Raw genomic sequence first — 17,061 nt, 5'->3', positions numbered from 1 at the left:
ACCTACGAGTATATCAAGACAAAGCGGAATGTCGAGAAGGAATATTTAGAAGGTCTTTCGAGCTTATTTAGACTCATTAGATTAAGTTTAGCGCAAAAAAAAGCAGCGCATTAAGTGCGCTGCTTTTGAAAATGAAATGATTTAGTTATCACTACTTAACGATAGTTAAACTCGGACGACCTTTAGGTTTAGCCGGAGCTTCAAGTTCATCAGTACTTGACGTTTCAGGAGCTTCATCACTTGAGCCATCGACACTTGATAGTGAAGATACTGGCTCTTCTTCGATACCCGCTTCCATTTCAGCCGTGTAAGCATCTTCTGGTTCAAACATCGTTCCAGCGCCATTTTCACGTGCATAGATAGCCTGTACCGCATACATAGGAACAATGACTGAATGTGGACGACCACTAAAGCGAGCATTGAACATAATGGCATCATTGCTGATTTCTAAATTACCAACCGCTCGTGGCGCAACATTCAAAATAATTTGTCCGTCTTGCACAAACTCTACCGGTACACGAACACCAGGTAATGTTGCTTCCACCACTAAGTGTGGCGTCAGTTCATTATCCACTAACCATTCATAAAACGCGCGCACCAAATAAGGGCGTCTTGGTGTCATTTTGTCCATATCCATGATTAACGAACCAAACGCATTTCTCGTTCAGCTTCTGTTAATGAAGCTAAGAATGAATCACGCTCAAATACGCGGCTCATGTAGATTTTTAACTCTTTTGAACCCGGGCCTGATAGCTCAATACCGAATGTCGGTAGACGCCATAGTAATGGTGCTAAGTAGCAGTCGATTAAGCTAAATTCTTCACTCATAAAGTGCTCATATTCAGCAAAAACAGGGGCTAAAGTTAACAAGTCATTACGTAGCTTAGTACGAGCTGCTTCCGCTTCCTCAGGTGTACCTGAAACAATTTTCTCAGCTTGTGAATACCAGTTACGCTCAATACGGTACATCATCAAACGACTATTACCACGAGCAACAGGATAAACCGGCATCAAAGGTGGGTGAGGGAAACGTTCATCAAGGTATTCCATGATGATATTTGAGTTATATAGTGCAAGCTCACGATCGACTAGAGTCGGAACTGACTTATAAGGGTTTAATTCAATAAGTTCAGTTGGTAAGTTATCTTCTTCAACTAACTCAACTTCAACACTAACCCCTTTTTCGGCTAGAACAATACGAACCTGATGGCTATACATATCTGAAGCACTTGAAAATAGAGTCATCACAGAACGTTTATTGGCAGCTACAGCCATTGAGAAGCCCTCCAGCACACTTAAAAAAATAAAAAAGAATGGAGGCTCAATGCCCCCATTACATAAAAATTAGCAAGGAATTTTAGCACAAATGTTTACATTCAGGCTAATTTTTATTCCCAAGGCTTATTGATTATAGCTCAACAAGCCTTGGCTATTAGTGAACATCACGCCAGTATTCTTTCTTCAGTAAGACCACTACGATGGTAAAGATCACTAAGAAAGCCATTACCCACCAACCTAGTGCATGGCGTTCAAGCTTCACAGGGTCGCCAGAATACTCAAGGAAGTTAACTAAATCACGGACAGTATTGTCATACTCTTCTGTGGTTAACTCACCCATTTTGACGATTTTAGTTCCCGTGACGACTTTATGCTCTTCACCATCAACGACTGTGGTTTCAAGCACTGGCTCAGGGATCCCTTGTAAGCCTTCAAGTACATGTGGCATACCAACATTAGGGAAAGTTGTGTTATTCACCCCAAATGGACGAGATGGGTCAGCGTAAAAGCTGCGCAAGTAAGTGTACAACCAATCAACACCACGCACTCGAGCGACTAAAGTTAAATCCGGTGGAGGCGTACCAAACCATTTACCAGCGTCTTCTGCTGGAATAGCATTGGTCATCAAGTCACCGATTTTCGCATTAGGATCAAACACTAGGTTTTCCATCATTAAATCATCAGGAATACCCAAATCTGTCGCAACACGCTGATAACGTTGATATTGCGTTGAATGACATGCGGCACAATAACTCATAAAGGTTTTAGCACCACGTTGCAAAGATGCCTTGTCTGTTAAGTCATTATTAGCACTGTCTAAATGTACATTTCCACCTGCTGCCATTACTGAGAATGGCAACATAATAGTCAAAAGTCCTACAATCCACTTTTTCATTTGAATGTTACCCTCTCTGGCAATGGTTTCGTCGCTTCATTTTTACTATAGAAATACAGTAGAACGAAGAACATGAAATATCCTAGGCTAAAGATCTGTGATAACAGGGTATACAGAGTTGTTGCAGGTAAAGTACCTAAAATACCTAGGCCAATGAAACACACCACAAACTGGATAATATTCAATAAGTGCCACTTGCTACGGTAGCGGTATGAACGCACTTTACAACGGTCAAACCAAGGTAGTAAGAATAGAAACAGAATCGATGCGCCCATTGCCGCTACACCTAATAATTTATCAGGAACCGCACGTAAAATTGCGTAGAACGGTGTGAAATACCATACCGGTGCAATGTGCTCAGGTGTTTTCAGCGGGTTAGCAGCTTCAAAGTTAGGCGGCTCAAGGAAGTACCCACCCATCTCTGGGTTAAAGAACAACACATAACTAAAGAAGAATAAGAAACCAGCCACACCTACTAAGTCTTTAACCGTGCCATAAGGATGGAAAGGAACCGAGTCGATGATGTTGTATTTCTTGGTAAACTGCTTATGGAATTTAAACTGAGTCTTATGTTCGCCGTTATCATCTGGCGCTTTCGGGATCTTAGTATCAATACCATCTGGGTTGTTTGAACCTACTTCGTGCAAGGCTAGTACGTGTAAAACAACCAATAGCAACAATACAATCGGTAATGCAATCACGTGCAGTGCGAAGAAGCGGTTTAATGTCGCGCCAGAGATAACGTAGTCACCACGAATCCATAGCGTTAAATCATCACCAATAACCGGAATGGCACCAAATAGAGAAATGATTACCTGAGCACCCCAGTAAGACATTTGTCCCCAAGGTAGCAAGTAACCCATGAAAGCTTCAGCCATCAACACTAAGAAGATCAACATACCGAAGATCCACAATAACTCACGTGGCTTTTGATACGAACCGTAGATAAGGCCACGGAACATGTGTAAATACACCACAACGAAGAACGCAGAAGCGCCGGTTGAGTGCATATAACGGAGTAACCAACCATATTCCACATCACGCATGATGTATTCCACCGAGGCAAAAGCGCCATCGCCAGAAGGAACATAGTTCATGGTTAGCCAGATGCCGGTAAGGATCTGGTTAACCAGTACCAACATAGCTAAAGAACCAAAAAGGTACCAAAAGTTGAAGTTCTTCGGCATTGGATATTCAGATAAGTGCTTTTTATAAGCATCCATCGCAGGTAGACGTTTTTCTACCCAATCAAGTAAGGCTTGCATCAGGCTCCCTCCTCACGACTTTCGCCAATGATAATCCGTGTATCACTCAAATAGCCATGCTCTGGAACCACTAGGTTTAACGGTGCCGGTACCCCTTGGAATACACGCCCCGCCAAATCAAATTTTGAACCATGACATGGACAGAAAAAGCCTGATTTCACGCCTTGAACTTGCTCACTAAAAGTGTCTGGTAGATAAGTTGGTGAACAACCAAGGTGGGTACAAATACCAACCGCAACAAAGTATTCAGGCTTTATTGAACGATATTTATTTTGAGCGTAACTAGGTTGTTGCTCTTGCTCTGATGCAGGATCACGAAGCTTATCATCCAACGCCTCTAGTTGCTCTAAGGTGCTTTGAGAACGACGTACAACCCAAACCGGTTTGCCTCGCCATTCAACACGAACCAGCTGACCTTCTTCTATTTTACTTACATCGACTTCAACTGGAGCACCAGCCGCTTTTGCTCTTTCACTTGGATTCCAAGATTTAATAAAAGGCACGGCTACAGCCACAGCCCCTATTCCACCTACAACCGCAGTGGTGGCAGTCAAAAAGCGCCGACGGCCATTATTGATAGGCGCATTGCTCATCCAAACATCTCCCAATCTGTATTAAATACAAAAGAGTAACCCAATCCTTAGATCTTGCGACCTTTGTACTCTTAACGTGCATTTTCATTTTTTTAAAATCGATTTAGTAGCATCGACATTAATATGCTTATTATCATGCACATGTTTATAAAAATTCTTTTAAATGATAAAGAAACCGCTACATAGAGACAAGGTAAAGCTACCTTTTAGTAACATCTGTGACCCATATTTGTTTAGGACTTCACAAAAGCGCCCAAAAAGCCTAAATACAAGAGGATGAAGAATAACCAGAAAGCCTAAAAGGTCGGAAATCAGTCGGATATTGCAAGATAATCAAGCCTAAATGACACATTATGTAACATTTAGATTTTAAGGTGGGTTTAGAAAAACAGGAGTAATAAAAAAGATACATTTATTACAGACACAAAAAAGCCCGACCGAAGCCGAGCTTTTGTAACCACACACCAGAAAACTGGTGACGTTGATTTTGCAATACAGAGAAAACTCTGTAGAGAAAATTAACGCTTAGAGAATTGTGGTTTACGACGTGCTTTACGTAGACCAACTTTCTTACGTTCAACGCAACGAGCGTCACGCGTAACATAGCCAGCTGCGCGTAGAGCAGGACGTAGTGTTTCATCGTATTCCATAAGAGCGCGTGTGATACCGTGACGGATCGCACCAGCTTGACCAGAAATACCACCACCTTTAACAGTGATGTATAGGTCAAGTTTCTCTACCATTTCAACAAGTTCAAGAGGTTGTTTAACAACCATACGTGAAGTTGGACGACCGAAGTAGGTGTCTAGGTCACGTTTGTTGATTACGATGTTGCCGCTGCCTGGTTTGATGAAAACACGAGCAGCTGAGCTTTTGCGACGGCCAGTGCCGTAGTATTGATTCTCTGCCATTTCGATAATCCTCGATTAGATGTCTAGTACTTGTGGTTGTTGAGCAACATGGTTGTGCTCAGCGCCAGCGTAAACTTTTAGCTTACGGTACATAGCACGGCCAAGAGGACCACGTGGTAGCATACCTTTAACAGCTAGTTCAATAACCATTTCTGGCTTCTTATCAATCAGTTTTTCGAAAGAGATTGATTTTAGGCCACCAGGGAACTCAGAGTGACGGTAATAGATTTTACCCTTCGCTTTGTTACCTGTAACAGCTACTTTCTCAGCGTTTACAACGATGATGTAATCACCAGTGTCAACGTGAGGAGTGTACTCAGCTTTGTGTTTGCCACGTAGGCGAGATGCAATTTCACTTGCTAGACGGCCAAGAGTTTTACCTTCAGCGTCTACAACATACCAGTCGCGTTTTACAGTTTCTGGTTTAGCAACGAAAGTTTTCATGCTAATAATACCCGTTTAATTTAAATTCATAGTTTAAGGAACAAGCAACCGCTTATTACCCTTAGGATAAGAAGCTCTAAAAGCTTATTCCCACTGTCTAAGAGTCCCATTCATCACCCCTTCGAGTCGTTGGTACTCTCGGCTTCGTTCATAGAACTTAGCCTGCAGTAACGGTGGGTCGCAGGATTATAGAGAAGAGTGAGGGAAAAATCATCTATTTTTACCAAAAAACTGAGATTAATTATAAAAACCGATGAATCACTAGTTAATTCTATATTTTAGTATAGAAATCTAGCCTGCACTGACCCACAACCCTATATTAAGCCAAGTGTTCATTGGCTAAGTAATCAAGACTCTGCATCTCGATTAAACGTGATTGGCACCGCTGAAATTCAAATTCAAGCTGCCCTTCACTATATAAAGACTCTAGTGCCACTTCCGCTGAAATAATTAACGTCACATTACGCTCATAAAACTCATCCACCAAAGCAATAAACCGGCGTGCCGCATCATCTCGATTACGCCCCATTTGCTTCACTTCAGAAAGTAAGACTGTGTGGTACAGGCGAGACATTTCAATATAGTCAGACTGACTACGCGAGCTTTCACAAAGCTGAGAAAAACTGGCATACAACACGCCATCACATGCGCCTTTAACCTCAATATTACGATTATTAATCTCGACAGATTTAGTGTCTCGACATTCATCTCGGCTGAGTTGCGAATAATAATGCTCTAAATTGGCCTGCGCTTTTTCGTCTAATGGGAAGTGGTAAATTTCAGCTTGTTCAAGCGTTCGCATTCGATAATCAATACCGCTATCAATATTCACTTCGATACATTGCTGTTCAATCAGCTTAATGGCCGGTAGAAAGCGGGCGCGTTGTAAGCCATTACGATATAAATCTTTAGGCGGAATATTTGATGTCGCCACAAGCACAATGCCACGCTCAAATAGCGCTTCAAACAAAGTCCCCAAAATCATTGCATCAGTGATATCGGAAACAAAAAATTCATCAAAACAAATGATATCCGCTTGCTGCTTAAACCTATCAGCGACGACCTGCAACGGATCGCTGACATCTTTTAAACTAGAAAGCTCAGCATGCACCTTTTGCATAAAGCGATGAAAGTGCATGCGGCTCTTTTTTTCATAAGGCAACGCATCAAAAAACAAATCCATCAGATAAGTTTTACCACGACCTACCCCGCCCCAAAAATATAGCCCTTTAGGAATGGTGACTTGAGCCTTCCGACCTAACAATTTTGAAAATAAACTCGGTTTTTCTGGTGGAGTTGATACATACTCAAGAAATTGGTGATAAAGTTGATCCAGTTTCTCAACGGCATATTGTTGCGCTGGGTCATATTGAAACCCAGAATGTTCAATGTCGTGCTGATACTTTTGCTTAGGCGTCATCATTCAATGTCATCCATGAATACGAAATAAAGTGGAATGTTGAGAAAAATCAGCCCATCTACGTTAGACGTTTTTAAGGGCAGTTTTTGCTTTATAGAGCAAGAATCTCATAGTACCATGTATTGCAAACATGTATAACACGTCGTAATAAACATGTTAAAAATCAATAGTAAGGAGCTTATATGGCTTTTCTTTATGCTGCAGTAGGTTTGGTTATCGGTATCATTATCGGCATTATCGTTGCCCGCTTAATGACGCCTGAGTACAAGAAACACAAACAACTACAAAAAGAACTCGAGACTGCTAAATTTGAACTAGAGCAGCATCGCCAAGATCTTTCTGATCACTTTTCAAATGCCGCTGAAATGCTTGATACTCTTGGTAAAAATTACACTAAGCTTTATCAACACATGGCACAGACTTCAACTGATCTATTGCCAAATATTCCCAAGCAAGATAATCCATTTATCACTCAAACTACTGAAGCACCATCTGAAGAACGTAGTAAGCCTGAAGAAGCACCTGAGATTCAACCTAAAGACTACGCTAATGGCTCAACGGGGTTATTAAAAGAACAACCAAAGACTTATGTTGATTCTCCAGAGTTGAATAAAGCGTCATAAATAGCGCTCATTAAACGGTTCATTTTGGGAACTTTGTAAAGGTTTTTAGTTCTAATCCCTTGATATTGATTTTGTTCAATAAAGGAGTATTAGAATGAAAAAACCTTTACTTGTTTTGAGCGCTATCTCACTAAGCCTCAGCGCTATCTTTACCCCGGTTTCAGCTTCAGCAAGCCTTCCTAATTCAGTCAATGGTCAACAAATGCCCAGCCTAGCACCTATGCTAGAACAAGTGACGCCTGCGGTTGTCTCGGTGTTGGTTGAGGGTAAAAAAAACGCCAGCAATCAATCTATTCCTGAGCAATTTCGCTTTTTCTTCGGCCCTGACTTTCCTGCGCAATCTCTACCTGAGAGACAATTTAGAGGACTAGGCTCTGGGGTTATTATTGATGCTAAAAATGGCTACATCGTCACTAACTACCATGTCATCAATGATGCCGATAAAATTCTCGTGGCACTGTCAGATGGACGAGAAGTGAAAGCTACGTTAATTGGTGGCGATAAGTTATCCGATATTGCGATCATCAAACTCGACAAAAAAGTATCCGACTTAGTACAAATAAAAATGTCCGACTCCGATCAATTGCGTGTCGGTGATTTTGCAGTGGCGATAGGCAACCCATTTGGACTTGGGCAAACCGTAACCTCGGGCATTATTTCTGCGCTAGGACGTAGTGGGCTTAACATTGAGAACTTTGAAAACTTTATTCAAACCGATGCGGCTATCAATACCGGTAACTCAGGCGGCGCACTGGTGAACCTCAACGGTGAACTCGTCGGGATCAATACCGCTATCCTTGGGCCAAGTGGAGGTAATGTAGGTATTGGGTTTGCCATTCCCTCCAACATGGTGAAAAACCTAACCGAGCAAATTATTGAATTCGGCGGCGTAAAACGTGGCATTTTGGGGATTCAAGGTGGAGAAATTACACCAGATCTTGCTGAAGCCATGGGTTATAACAGTAGTAAAGGTGCATTTGTCAGCCAAGTACTGCCAGACAGTGCAGCCGAGAAAGCTGGCCTACAAGCGGGCGATGTGATCACTTCAATAAATGATAAAAACATTGATACTTTCGGAGAGCTTAGAGCGAAAATCGCTACCATAGGAGCGGGCAAAACTGTCAAACTTGGCTTAATTCGTGATGGTAAAGCGTTATCTAAAACCGTGACCCTTGGCGAAGCCGAACAAATTCAAGCTAGTGCCAGTGATATTCACCCAGGACTAGAAGGGGCGAAATTCAGTAATACCGATAGTAGTGATGCTATTTCAGGGATTAAAATTACCGATATTGCCAAAGGTTCGCCTGCCGAAGCCTACCAACTACAACAAGGCGACATTATTATTGGTGTCAATCGAACTCGCGTGAAAAACCTAGCGCAAATGAAAAAAGTGCTCGATCAAAAAACCAATATTCTGGCTTTAAATATTCAACGAGGCGATCGAACCATTTATCTTGTGGTGAAATAGAATCCTCTCAAACAGCATAAAGCCTCACTGAAAGAGAAGTTTCCCTGTAAACTTCTCTTTTCTTTGCTTTCCATCCAGTGCTATTCTTTGCCAAATCATCTCTTTTCTAATTCTGCCTATTTGAGGAAAAAATGCTTAAATTTTTGCTTCGACCTATTCTTATCGGGCTAGCAACAGCAGCGGTCATTCTTATTGCCGTTCCCTCATTACGTCAGGATTTAGTTCATATCGAAAGCGAATCTAAAGCTGAAAATATCAATGATGTGCAAGTTTCATTCAGCCACGCGGTACATCGCGCAGGCCCTGCGGTGGCGAATATTTACAGTCGTCAATATGTAGAAGGTGATCGCTTAAAGCTTAAAACTCAAGGACTTGGCTCTGGAGTTATTGTCTCAGATAAAGGCTATATCATTACCAACTACCACGTCGTCGCACAGGCCGATCAAATCGTGGTCGCATTGCAAGATGGCCGAGTATCGAGCGCTCAATTAGTCGGCACCGATAAGCAAACCGATATTGCGGTACTCAAAGTTGAAATGACCAATCTACCGGTTATTCCACAAAACTCGCACAGTAAAACCAAAGTTGGTGATATTGTTTTAGCAATCGGTAACCCTTACAACCTAGGTCAAACCACCACATTTGGTATTATTTCGGCTATTGGTCGCTCCTCTGTTAGCGCCGATGGCCGTCAAGCATTTATCCAAACGGATGCGGCTATTAATAAAGGTAACTCAGGGGGCGCATTAGTAAACACTCGCGGTGAGCTTATCGGGATTAATACCGCTTCATTTCAACAAGCGACCGACCTTGAAACCTATGGCATCTCTTTCGCTATTCCCTACCCTTTGGCTTATAAAATCATGACCAAAATTATTGCCGATGGTCGGGTTATCCGTGGTTACATAGGCATTGATGGCCAAGACATGAACGCGGTTGCCGCGCGCCTACTCGGTATTGATCATGTGAGTGGCATCATTGTACTCAGCATTGCAGAAGGTGGACCTGCCGATAAAGCGGGCTTAAAAGAGAAAGATGTACTCGTTGCCATTGATGGAAAAAAAGTACTTAACAGCCAAAGCGTTATGGAAATGGTCACCGAATTGAGACCTGGCACTACGGTTGATTTTGATGTGTTGCGCGATGGGAAAACCGTCACACTACCTGTCACCATCGAAGAAGATCCTAGGGATTAACTAGTCACATAAGAGAAAACAAATTATGACATGGATATTGTTTACTTTGATGGCTGCCTTTATGCAGTCTTGGCGCAATGCTTTTCAAAGTAAACTATCCGCAGAGGTCAAAACACTAGGGGTCACCTTAGCTCGCTTTTTATGGGCTAGCCCGATTGCTGCGCTGTATCTCTTTGCCCTTTATCAAACTAACCCTGTCGCTTTACCTGAATTCAATATTCGCTTTGTTTCCTTTGTTATTGCTGCCGCTTTAATGCAGATCCTCGCCACCGCGCTAATGGTGCAATTATTTAAACTCAATAATTACGCAATTGGTGCTGGGCTTGCCAAAAGTGAAGCATTAGCTGCCGCTATTTTGGGAATGTTGTTTTTTGGTACTCAATTATCACTACTCGGTTGGATGGGCGTCTGCTTAGGTGGCATCGGGGTATTTCTATTAAGTACTACCTCTGGTATTCGAGGCATTTCCCTTTCAACCGTTTTACTTGGTTTATGCTGCGGTAGTGCATTTGCTTTAACGTCGTTGTGGATCAGAGAAGCCAGTCTATCGCTTAACTTGCCCTTTCCTTATAACGCCGCTTGGGTGTTGTGGCTAGTGATCAGCATACAAACTCTTATCTTACTGGCTTATATTTTTATAACCGACAAATCCACCTTACAAGCCTTGTGGCAGCGTCCCAAACTAACCTTTCTTGCCAGTACGACAAGTTGTTTAGGATCGATTGGTTGGTTTAGTGCCATGTCACTAGAAGCAGTGCCATATGTTAAAACACTAGGGCAAGTTGAAATCTTTTTTACCATGATGATTTCAGTACTTTGGTTAAAGCAAAAAGTCAAAATTAAGGATGGTTTAGGTTTGGTTCTGGTGGCGATTGCGGCAGTTTTAGTGATGTGGACATAACTCGACACGAGACACGAGACACGAGACACGAGACACGAGACAAAATAAATGCCACTTGAGTTAAACCCAAGTGGCATTTTTAGATATAACTAACTATCGAAGATTACTCTTCTTCTGTATCACCAGAAGCATTTGATTCGACTTCAATACGAGTCACACGTTGTAAGCCTCTTGGTAGCTTACCACCACGACGGCCACGTTCACCTCGGAAGTTATCCAAATCAATCGGTTTCAAGCCTAGCTTACGTTTGCCTGCATATAAGGTCACCGTCACGCCATAAGGAATAGCAATCAGTTGCGAGACCACTTCTTCACGCGCTTTAGCTTTGGCTGAAGGAATGTTGATGATCTTATTGCCTTTACCTTTGCTTAGCTGAGGTAGGTCTTTGATCGGGAATAGCAGCATTCTGCCATCATTAGTGATCACTAAAATCTCATCTTTCTCGATATCCGAAACTCGGCTCGGCGGTAGTACTTCTGAGTTTTCAGGAAGATTTAACAATGCCTTACCGCTGCGGTTTTTCGATAATAGATCGGCACCTTTACAGACAAAACCATAGCCGGCATCAGAGGCAATTAGCCATAGTTGATCTTCTTCGCCCATCAAGACTTGGCGAATTTGACTGCCTTCGGCAATCCCTAAACGGCCAGTAATAGGCTCACCTTGACTACGTGCCGAAGGAAGCGAGTGCGATTCTAATGAATAACTACGCCCATCAGAACCTAAGAACACCGCAGGCTGGTTGCTCTTACCATGCGCTGAAGCAAGATAACCATCACCGGATTTATAGTTCAGAGTCGATGCATCAACATCATGGCCTTTAGCATGACGGATCCAACCTTTTTCAGATAGTACAACCGTAATCGGCTCACTTGGAATCAAGTCACGTTCAGTTAAGGCTTTCGCTTCTGCACGTTCAACCAGTGGAGAGCGACGATCATCACCGTATTTTTCCGCATCCGCTTGGATTTCTTTCTTGATCAAAGTATTTAAACGACGATCTGAGCCTAGCAGTTGCTCTAGTTTTTGACGCTCTTTTTCTAACTCATCTTGCTCGCCACGCAGCTTCATTTCTTCAAGCTTGGCTAAGTTACGCAAGCGAGTATCTAAAATCGCATTAGCTTGAATTTCCGTAATTCCAAAGCGCGCCATTAACACTTCTTTGGGCTCATCTTCAGTACGGATAATATCAATCACTTCATCAAGGTTTAGATAAGCAACCAGTAAACCTTCTAAGATATGTAGACGGTCGAGTACTTTGTCTAAGCGATGTTGTAAACGACGGCGTACTGTGGTTTTACGGAATTCAATCCACTCAAGCAGAATTTGAACTAAACCTTTCACTTCCGGGCGATTGTCTAAACCAATCATGTTTAAGTTAACACGGTAGTTTTTCTCAAGATCGGTTGAAGCAAATAAGTGGTTCATTAACTGATCGCAATCGACACGGTTTGAACGCGGTACAATCACAATACGAGTTGGGTTTTCATGATCCGATTCATCACGCAGATCATCGACCATCGGCAGCTTTTTAGCTCGCATCTGGTTGGCAATTTGCTCAAGCAGTTTTGCGCCAGATACTTGGTGTGGCAAGGCGGTAATAACTACATCAGAGCCTTCTTTATGCCATACCGCACGCATCTTAATGCTGCCACGGCCATTGCGATAAATTTTTTCGATATCAGCCGGTGCCGAGATGATTTCCGCTTCCGTTGGGTAGTCTGGGCCTTTTACATGCTCCATCACTTCGCCCAAGTCAGCTTTCGGGTTATCAATCAAATGCACCGCCGCGCCAGCAATTTCACGCACGTTATGTGGTGGAATATCCGTCGCCATACCAACCGCAATACCGGTAATGCCATTAAGTAAAATGTGCGGCAAACGCGCCGGCAGCATTTTCGGCTCTTTCATGGTGCCATCAAAGTTTGGCGTCCATTCCACTGTGCCTTGGCCTAGTTCACCGAGCAATACTTCAGCAAACTTAGAGAGTTTGGCTTCGGTATAACGCATCGCAGCGAAAGACTTAGGATCATCCGGCGCACCCCAGTTACCTTGACCATCAACCAGTGGATAACGGTAAGAAAACGGCTGAGCCATCAATACCATGGCTTCATAACAGGCTGAATCACCATGAGGGTGGTATTTACCTAGTACATCACCGACGGTACGAGCGGATTTTTTATATTTAGCTGCAGCGGATAAACCAAGCTCAGACATCGCATAAATAATACGACGCTGTACTGGCTTGAGGCCGTCCCCGACATACGGTAAGGCACGGTCCATAATTACGTACATTGAATAGTTTAGATACGCATCTTCAGTAAACTTGCGCAGGGCTAACTGTTCAACGCCATCAAATGTCATTTCAGAACTCATTGATTAACCTTAATTCTTTTCTATAAAGGGCTTATAGCTCTACGTCTGCTTGATCACCGTAGGCTTGTAGCCAATTACGACGGTCTTCCGCACGTTTTTTACCTAGTAGCATATCCATCATTTCCATGGTTTGCTCATCGTCATCAACGGTTAATTGCACTAAGCGACGAGTGTTTGGATCCATGGTCGTTTCGCGAAGTTGCAATGGGTTCATCTCACCCAAACCTTTAAATCGCTGCACGTTAATTTTGGCTTTCTTATTGCTTAATCGCTCTAAAATGCCATCTTTTTCTGCTTCATCTAGGGCATAGAAGACTTCTTTACCACAGTCGATACGGAACAAAGGAGGCATGGCAACATATACATGACCAGCACGAACCAGAGATTCAAAATGACGCATAAATAGCGCACAAAGTAGTGTCGCGATATGCAAACCATCTGAGTCCGCATCGGCAAGAATACAGATTTTGCCGTAGCGTAAACCATCAAGATTATCCGTATCTGGGTCGATGCCTAATGCAACCGAGATATTGTGAACTTCATCAGAGGCAAGAACTTGGTCTGAAGACACTTCCCAAGTATTTAAGATTTTACCACGCAGCGGCATGATGGCTTGGAATTCACGATCACGAGCTTGCTTGGCTGAACCGCCCGCCGAGTCCCCTTCCACTAAGAAAAGTTCGGTACGGTTTAAGTCTTGTACTGAGCAGTCAGTCAATTTACCCGGCAGTGCTGGACCTGATGCGACTTTCTTACGCACCACTTTTTTACTAGCACGCATACGACGATGAGCGTTAGCAATACAAGATTCTGCTAGTAACTCTGCGATTTGCGGTTTTTCATTAAGCCATAAGCTGAAAGCGTCTTTGACCACACCAGAAACAAACGCCGCCGATTGACGAGAAGATAAACGCTCTTTGGTTTGACCGGCAAATTGTGGATCTTGCATCTTGATAGACAGTACATAAGCACAGCGATCAAAAATATCATCACCGGTTAGTTTCACACCGCGTGGCAGTAGGTTGCGGAATTCACAGAACTCACGCATTGCATCCAGCAAACCCTGGCGTAAACCATTAACGTGAGTACCACCTTGAGCGGTTGGGATCAGGTTAACGTAACTTTCGGTAATTAAATCGCCACCTTCTGGTAACCAAATAATCGCCCAATTCGCCGCTTCAGTTTGCGCGATAAACTCACCCGTAAAAGGTTCTTCAGGCAACACTGGGAAGCCTTTCACCCCTTCAACTAGGTAATCTTTTAGGCCATCTTCATAAAGCCATTTGTGAGTCTTATCATTAACTTTATCGATAAACTCAATTTCAAGACCTGGGCATAGTACGGCTTTAGCGCGTAAGTTATTAACCAAACGGCTAACGGAGAAGTTGCCTGAATCAAAATAAGAAGTATCTGGCCAGAAATGAACACTGGTTCCAGTATTACGACGACCACAAGTACCGGTGACTTCAAGTTCAGAGACTTTATTGCCGTTTTCAAATGCAATTTCATACACTTGAGCATCACGTCTAATCGTCACTTCGACACGTTTAGATAAGGCATTCACAACCGAGATACCTACCCCGTGCAAACCACCAGAGAATTGGTAGTTTTTATTTGAGAACTTACCACCCGCATGCAATTTACAGAAAATCAGCTCCACCCCTGAGATTTTCTCTTCAGGGTGAATGTCGACTGGCATGCCTCGACCATCATCGGTCACTTCGATCGATTGGTCGGCATGGAGGGTCACTTGCACTTTAGAGGCATGACCGGCTAAGGCTTCATCGACACTGTTATCTATAACTTCTTGCGCCAGATGGTTTGGACGTACCGTATCGGTATACATCCCCGGGCGACGGCGAACCGGCTCGAGCCCATTTAGGACCTCAATCGCACCAGCATTATATTGTTCAGTCATAATAAAAAGATATTCTCAAAAAAGATGGTAGCCATTTTGGCATACAAATGATGTCACATAGTATTAATTGGAAATATACTCTGTATCCCCATATACAATGTCAAGTTAAGCCATAAAGCCATAAAGCCATAAAGCCATAAAGCCATAAAGCCAAATTTAGACACAAAGAAAGAAAGGATTCTATAGTTATCCCCAAACAACCTCAAGATACGAGTTTCACACAGTAACGGTAAACAGACTACAGTTGCAAAAACTCAATAATTTGTTGTGGGTAACGTTCAAAATTCACAAAACTATGATCGCCACCGACTTCAACGGTTGAGCGACTATGCTGATATTTTTCTACCGCTTGACGATAATCGAGCACTTCATCGCCTTCTTGCTGTAATAACCAGAAATCTTGTGGCGTTCTAAGGCTTGCCACTTCAAGTGCTTTAAGCTCTAAAATATGTTTCTGTTCTAATACGTAATGCTGTTGAGTATAAGGGTTGGTTTGTTGACCAAGGAAGTTAACCAATAACTCATAAGGACGAACCGCAGGATTGACTACCACCGCTCGACAACCATATTTATCATTAAGCCAAGTAGATAAATAGCCGCCTAATGAACTGCCAACCAAGCCAATATTATAATCTCGTTGATGGTTACTCACAAAAGCATCGATGTAGTCGGCGGCACGTTTCGGAAAATGAGGAAGCTGTGGAATTTCGAGTTTAATATCAGGGCGATGTTGCTGACAGTATTGACGAATAACATTGGCTTTATGGGAACCGGGAGAGCTATTAAAGCCATGTAAATACAGCAACATTGAAGGTTTGGACACGATACACTCCTCAGTTATTGATTGAGGCGCTATTGTACACTTATGTACAGTTAAATAATATTAAGGGGATTAATATCCTTGCGCCTCAAAGTTTGGTAAGAACTCCTCTCCCTCCAATCGATACACTTGAGTCTCAAGCTGACCGTTGGCTTTTAAAATCAAAGAGCGCCAGCCTGGGGCCACTTTATCAAGGGCAAAATCATTTGATTGTGGCTTAAACTGAATGCAAGTCGATGGACTCGTCAGCACCTCAACACCTTGATGAACTTGATGGAAATCTTGGTGAACATGACCACATAATACCGCTTTCACATTATTAAACGGCTCTATCGTTTTCCAGAATGCATCGCTGTTATGTAAGCAATGTTGATCAAGCCACTGACTACCTACCAATAATGGGTGATGGTGCAATAACACTAGGCTAAAACGGTCAGGGTAGTCAGATAGACAATCCGATAAGTACTGCAGTTGCTGCTCAGTCAAAAATCCATGTGGACTACCTTCTGCTTGGCTATCTAATAAAATGACTTGCCAATGCTTGCCTACCAGAAGATGAGTATCTTGTTGAATTTGGGTAGAAGGATAAACACTTCGCATGCTTGGTTGATAATCGTGATTACCCGGCAACCAATAGCAATGCTTGTTCAAAGGAGCAATACCTTGCTCAAAATTGGCATAAGAAGCATCGGTATGATCTTGCGATACATCCCCAGTCATAATCAAAGCATCGTAATCGAGTGCTTGTTTTTCAATATCAGCAACCACCGCAGAAAAGCTACTTAAGGTGTTCACACCAAGCAACTCCCCTTTGTCATCCGCAAAAAGGTGGGTATCGGTAATTTGAACCAAGGTGATATCTTCACGCTCTGGTTCAATCATATTGGGAGAATCTTTTTTCAAGGCTGCTAACTCAAATATACTATGGTTGAAATTAATAAGTTGGGGTTGA

General features: G+C 42.8%; 16 protein-coding genes. 4 read left to right on the top strand and 12 right to left on the bottom strand.

The genetic code is table 11. The features are described 5' to 3' along the window. Window positions 1–151 precede the first annotated feature (151 nt). From sspB to zapE, 8 genes are all read right to left on the bottom strand, one after another. A complete protein-coding gene (gene sspB, locus L3V25_RS06360) occupies window positions 152–637 on the bottom strand; it encodes a ClpXP protease specificity-enhancing factor (protein ID WP_237294605.1) in 486 nt (161 codons plus the stop codon). Window positions 638–639: 2 nt separating this feature from the next. Further along, window positions 640–1,275, bottom strand: a complete 636-nt coding sequence (gene sspA, locus L3V25_RS06355; RefSeq protein WP_027697782.1) for a stringent starvation protein SspA — start codon at window positions 1,273–1,275, stop codon at window positions 640–642. Window positions 1,276–1,432: 157 nt separating this feature from the next. After that, complete coding sequence (locus L3V25_RS06350; RefSeq protein WP_237294604.1) at window positions 1,433–2,173, bottom strand: cytochrome c1; 741 nt, start codon at window positions 2,171–2,173, stop codon at window positions 1,433–1,435. Further along, window positions 2,170–3,438 (bottom strand): cytochrome bc complex cytochrome b subunit, encoded by a 1,269-nt coding sequence (locus tag L3V25_RS06345; protein WP_237294603.1) that lies wholly within the window; start codon window positions 3,436–3,438, stop codon window positions 2,170–2,172. Before L3V25_RS06345 ends, L3V25_RS06350 begins: the two co-directional genes overlap by 4 nt. After that, window positions 3,438–4,031 carry a ubiquinol-cytochrome c reductase iron-sulfur subunit gene (gene petA, locus L3V25_RS06340; protein WP_237294602.1) on the bottom strand — a complete coding sequence of 198 codons (594 nt, stop codon included), beginning with the start codon at window positions 4,029–4,031 and terminating at the stop codon, window positions 3,438–3,440. The genes L3V25_RS06345 and petA overlap by 1 nt, the downstream gene beginning before the upstream one ends. 518 nt (window positions 4,032–4,549) lie before the next feature. Then, window positions 4,550–4,942, bottom strand: coding sequence for a 30S ribosomal protein S9 (gene rpsI, locus L3V25_RS06335; protein ID WP_027697786.1), 393 nt, complete (start codon window positions 4,940–4,942; stop codon window positions 4,550–4,552). 15 nt (window positions 4,943–4,957) lie between these two features. Beyond that, the gene (gene rplM / locus L3V25_RS06330; protein ID WP_017024950.1) at window positions 4,958–5,386 is read right to left on the bottom strand and encodes a 50S ribosomal protein L13; all 429 of its coding nucleotides are present in this window, start codon (window positions 5,384–5,386) and stop codon (window positions 4,958–4,960) included. Between the two features lie 319 nt (window positions 5,387–5,705). Continuing rightward, window positions 5,706–6,806 carry a cell division protein ZapE gene (zapE, locus tag L3V25_RS06325; RefSeq protein WP_237294974.1) on the bottom strand — a complete coding sequence of 367 codons (1,101 nt, stop codon included), beginning with the start codon at window positions 6,804–6,806 and terminating at the stop codon, window positions 5,706–5,708. Between the two features lie 182 nt (window positions 6,807–6,988). On the opposite strand from zapE, the gene zapG reads away from it, so the two are divergent. The 4 genes from zapG to L3V25_RS06305 all read left to right on the top strand — a co-directional run bounded on the left by zapG (window position 6,989) and on the right by L3V25_RS06305 (window position 10,994). After that, window positions 6,989–7,429, top strand: coding sequence for a Z-ring associated protein ZapG (gene zapG / locus L3V25_RS06320; protein ID WP_237294601.1), 441 nt, complete (start codon window positions 6,989–6,991; stop codon window positions 7,427–7,429). 94 nt (window positions 7,430–7,523) lie between these two features. After that, the gene (locus tag L3V25_RS06315; RefSeq protein WP_237294600.1) at window positions 7,524–8,897 is read left to right on the top strand and encodes a Do family serine endopeptidase; all 1,374 of its coding nucleotides are present in this window, start codon (window positions 7,524–7,526) and stop codon (window positions 8,895–8,897) included. A 131-nt stretch (window positions 8,898–9,028) separates the two neighbouring features. Continuing rightward, window positions 9,029–10,093 (top strand): outer membrane-stress sensor serine endopeptidase DegS, encoded by a 1,065-nt coding sequence (degS, locus tag L3V25_RS06310; protein ID WP_237294599.1) that lies wholly within the window; start codon window positions 9,029–9,031, stop codon window positions 10,091–10,093. Between the two features lie 25 nt (window positions 10,094–10,118). After that, complete coding sequence (locus tag L3V25_RS06305; protein ID WP_237294598.1) at window positions 10,119–10,994, top strand: DMT family transporter; 876 nt, start codon at window positions 10,119–10,121, stop codon at window positions 10,992–10,994. 103 nt (window positions 10,995–11,097) lie between these two features. Here L3V25_RS06305 and parC read toward each other — a convergent pair whose 3' ends face one another. The 4 genes from parC to cpdA all read right to left on the bottom strand — a co-directional run bounded on the left by parC (window position 11,098) and on the right by cpdA (window position 16,991). Further along, on the bottom strand, window positions 11,098–13,371 hold the full coding sequence (parC, locus tag L3V25_RS06300) for a DNA topoisomerase IV subunit A (protein WP_237294597.1): 2,274 nt from the start codon (window positions 13,369–13,371) through the stop codon (window positions 11,098–11,100). 31 nt (window positions 13,372–13,402) lie between these two features. Beyond that, on the bottom strand, window positions 13,403–15,289 hold the full coding sequence (gene parE / locus L3V25_RS06295) for a DNA topoisomerase IV subunit B (protein WP_237294596.1): 1,887 nt from the start codon (window positions 15,287–15,289) through the stop codon (window positions 13,403–13,405). A 238-nt stretch (window positions 15,290–15,527) separates the two neighbouring features. Beyond that, the gene (gene yqiA / locus L3V25_RS06290) at window positions 15,528–16,115 is read right to left on the bottom strand and encodes an esterase YqiA (RefSeq protein ID WP_237294973.1); all 588 of its coding nucleotides are present in this window, start codon (window positions 16,113–16,115) and stop codon (window positions 15,528–15,530) included. A 66-nt stretch (window positions 16,116–16,181) separates the two neighbouring features. Then, window positions 16,182–16,991 (bottom strand): 3',5'-cyclic-AMP phosphodiesterase, encoded by an 810-nt coding sequence (gene cpdA, locus L3V25_RS06285; RefSeq protein ID WP_237294595.1) that lies wholly within the window; start codon window positions 16,989–16,991, stop codon window positions 16,182–16,184. Window positions 16,992–17,061: the final 70 nt, after the last annotated feature.

Source organism: Vibrio sp. CK2-1, from assembly GCF_021726515.1.
In the GTDB taxonomy this organism is placed as follows: Bacteria; Pseudomonadota; Gammaproteobacteria; order Enterobacterales; family Vibrionaceae; genus Vibrio.
This window is presented reverse-complemented; position numbering and strand designations above follow the sequence as displayed.

Bases quoted from the DNA above. Each gene is read 5' to 3' on its own strand.
- sspB (WP_237294605.1), bottom strand. From the start codon at position 637: ATGGATATGGACAAAATGACACCAAGACGCCCTTATTTGGTGCGCGCG.
- sspA (WP_027697782.1), bottom strand. From the start codon at position 1,275: ATGGCTGTAGCTGCCAATAAACGTTCTGTGATGACTCTATTTTCAAGT.
- L3V25_RS06350 (WP_237294604.1), bottom strand. From the start codon at position 2,173: ATGAAAAAGTGGATTGTAGGACTTTTGACTATTATGTTGCCATTCTCA.
- L3V25_RS06345 (WP_237294603.1), bottom strand. From the start codon at position 3,438: ATGCAAGCCTTACTTGATTGGGTAGAAAAACGTCTACCTGCGATGGAT.
- petA (WP_237294602.1), bottom strand. From the start codon at position 4,031: ATGAGCAATGCGCCTATCAATAATGGCCGTCGGCGCTTTTTGACTGCC.
- rpsI (WP_027697786.1), bottom strand. From the start codon at position 4,942: ATGGCAGAGAATCAATACTACGGCACTGGCCGTCGCAAAAGCTCAGCT.
- rplM (WP_017024950.1), bottom strand. From the start codon at position 5,386: ATGAAAACTTTCGTTGCTAAACCAGAAACTGTAAAACGCGACTGGTAT.
- zapE (WP_237294974.1), bottom strand. From the start codon at position 6,806: ATGACGCCTAAGCAAAAGTATCAGCACGACATTGAACATTCTGGGTTT.
- zapG (WP_237294601.1), top strand. From the start codon at position 6,989: ATGGCTTTTCTTTATGCTGCAGTAGGTTTGGTTATCGGTATCATTATC.
- L3V25_RS06315 (WP_237294600.1), top strand. From the start codon at position 7,524: ATGAAAAAACCTTTACTTGTTTTGAGCGCTATCTCACTAAGCCTCAGC.
- degS (WP_237294599.1), top strand. From the start codon at position 9,029: ATGCTTAAATTTTTGCTTCGACCTATTCTTATCGGGCTAGCAACAGCA.
- L3V25_RS06305 (WP_237294598.1), top strand. From the start codon at position 10,119: ATGACATGGATATTGTTTACTTTGATGGCTGCCTTTATGCAGTCTTGG.
- parC (WP_237294597.1), bottom strand. From the start codon at position 13,371: ATGAGTTCTGAAATGACATTTGATGGCGTTGAACAGTTAGCCCTGCGC.
- parE (WP_237294596.1), bottom strand. From the start codon at position 15,289: ATGACTGAACAATATAATGCTGGTGCGATTGAGGTCCTAAATGGGCTC.
- cpdA (WP_237294595.1), bottom strand. From the start codon at position 16,991: ATGATTGAACCAGAGCGTGAAGATATCACCTTGGTTCAAATTACCGAT.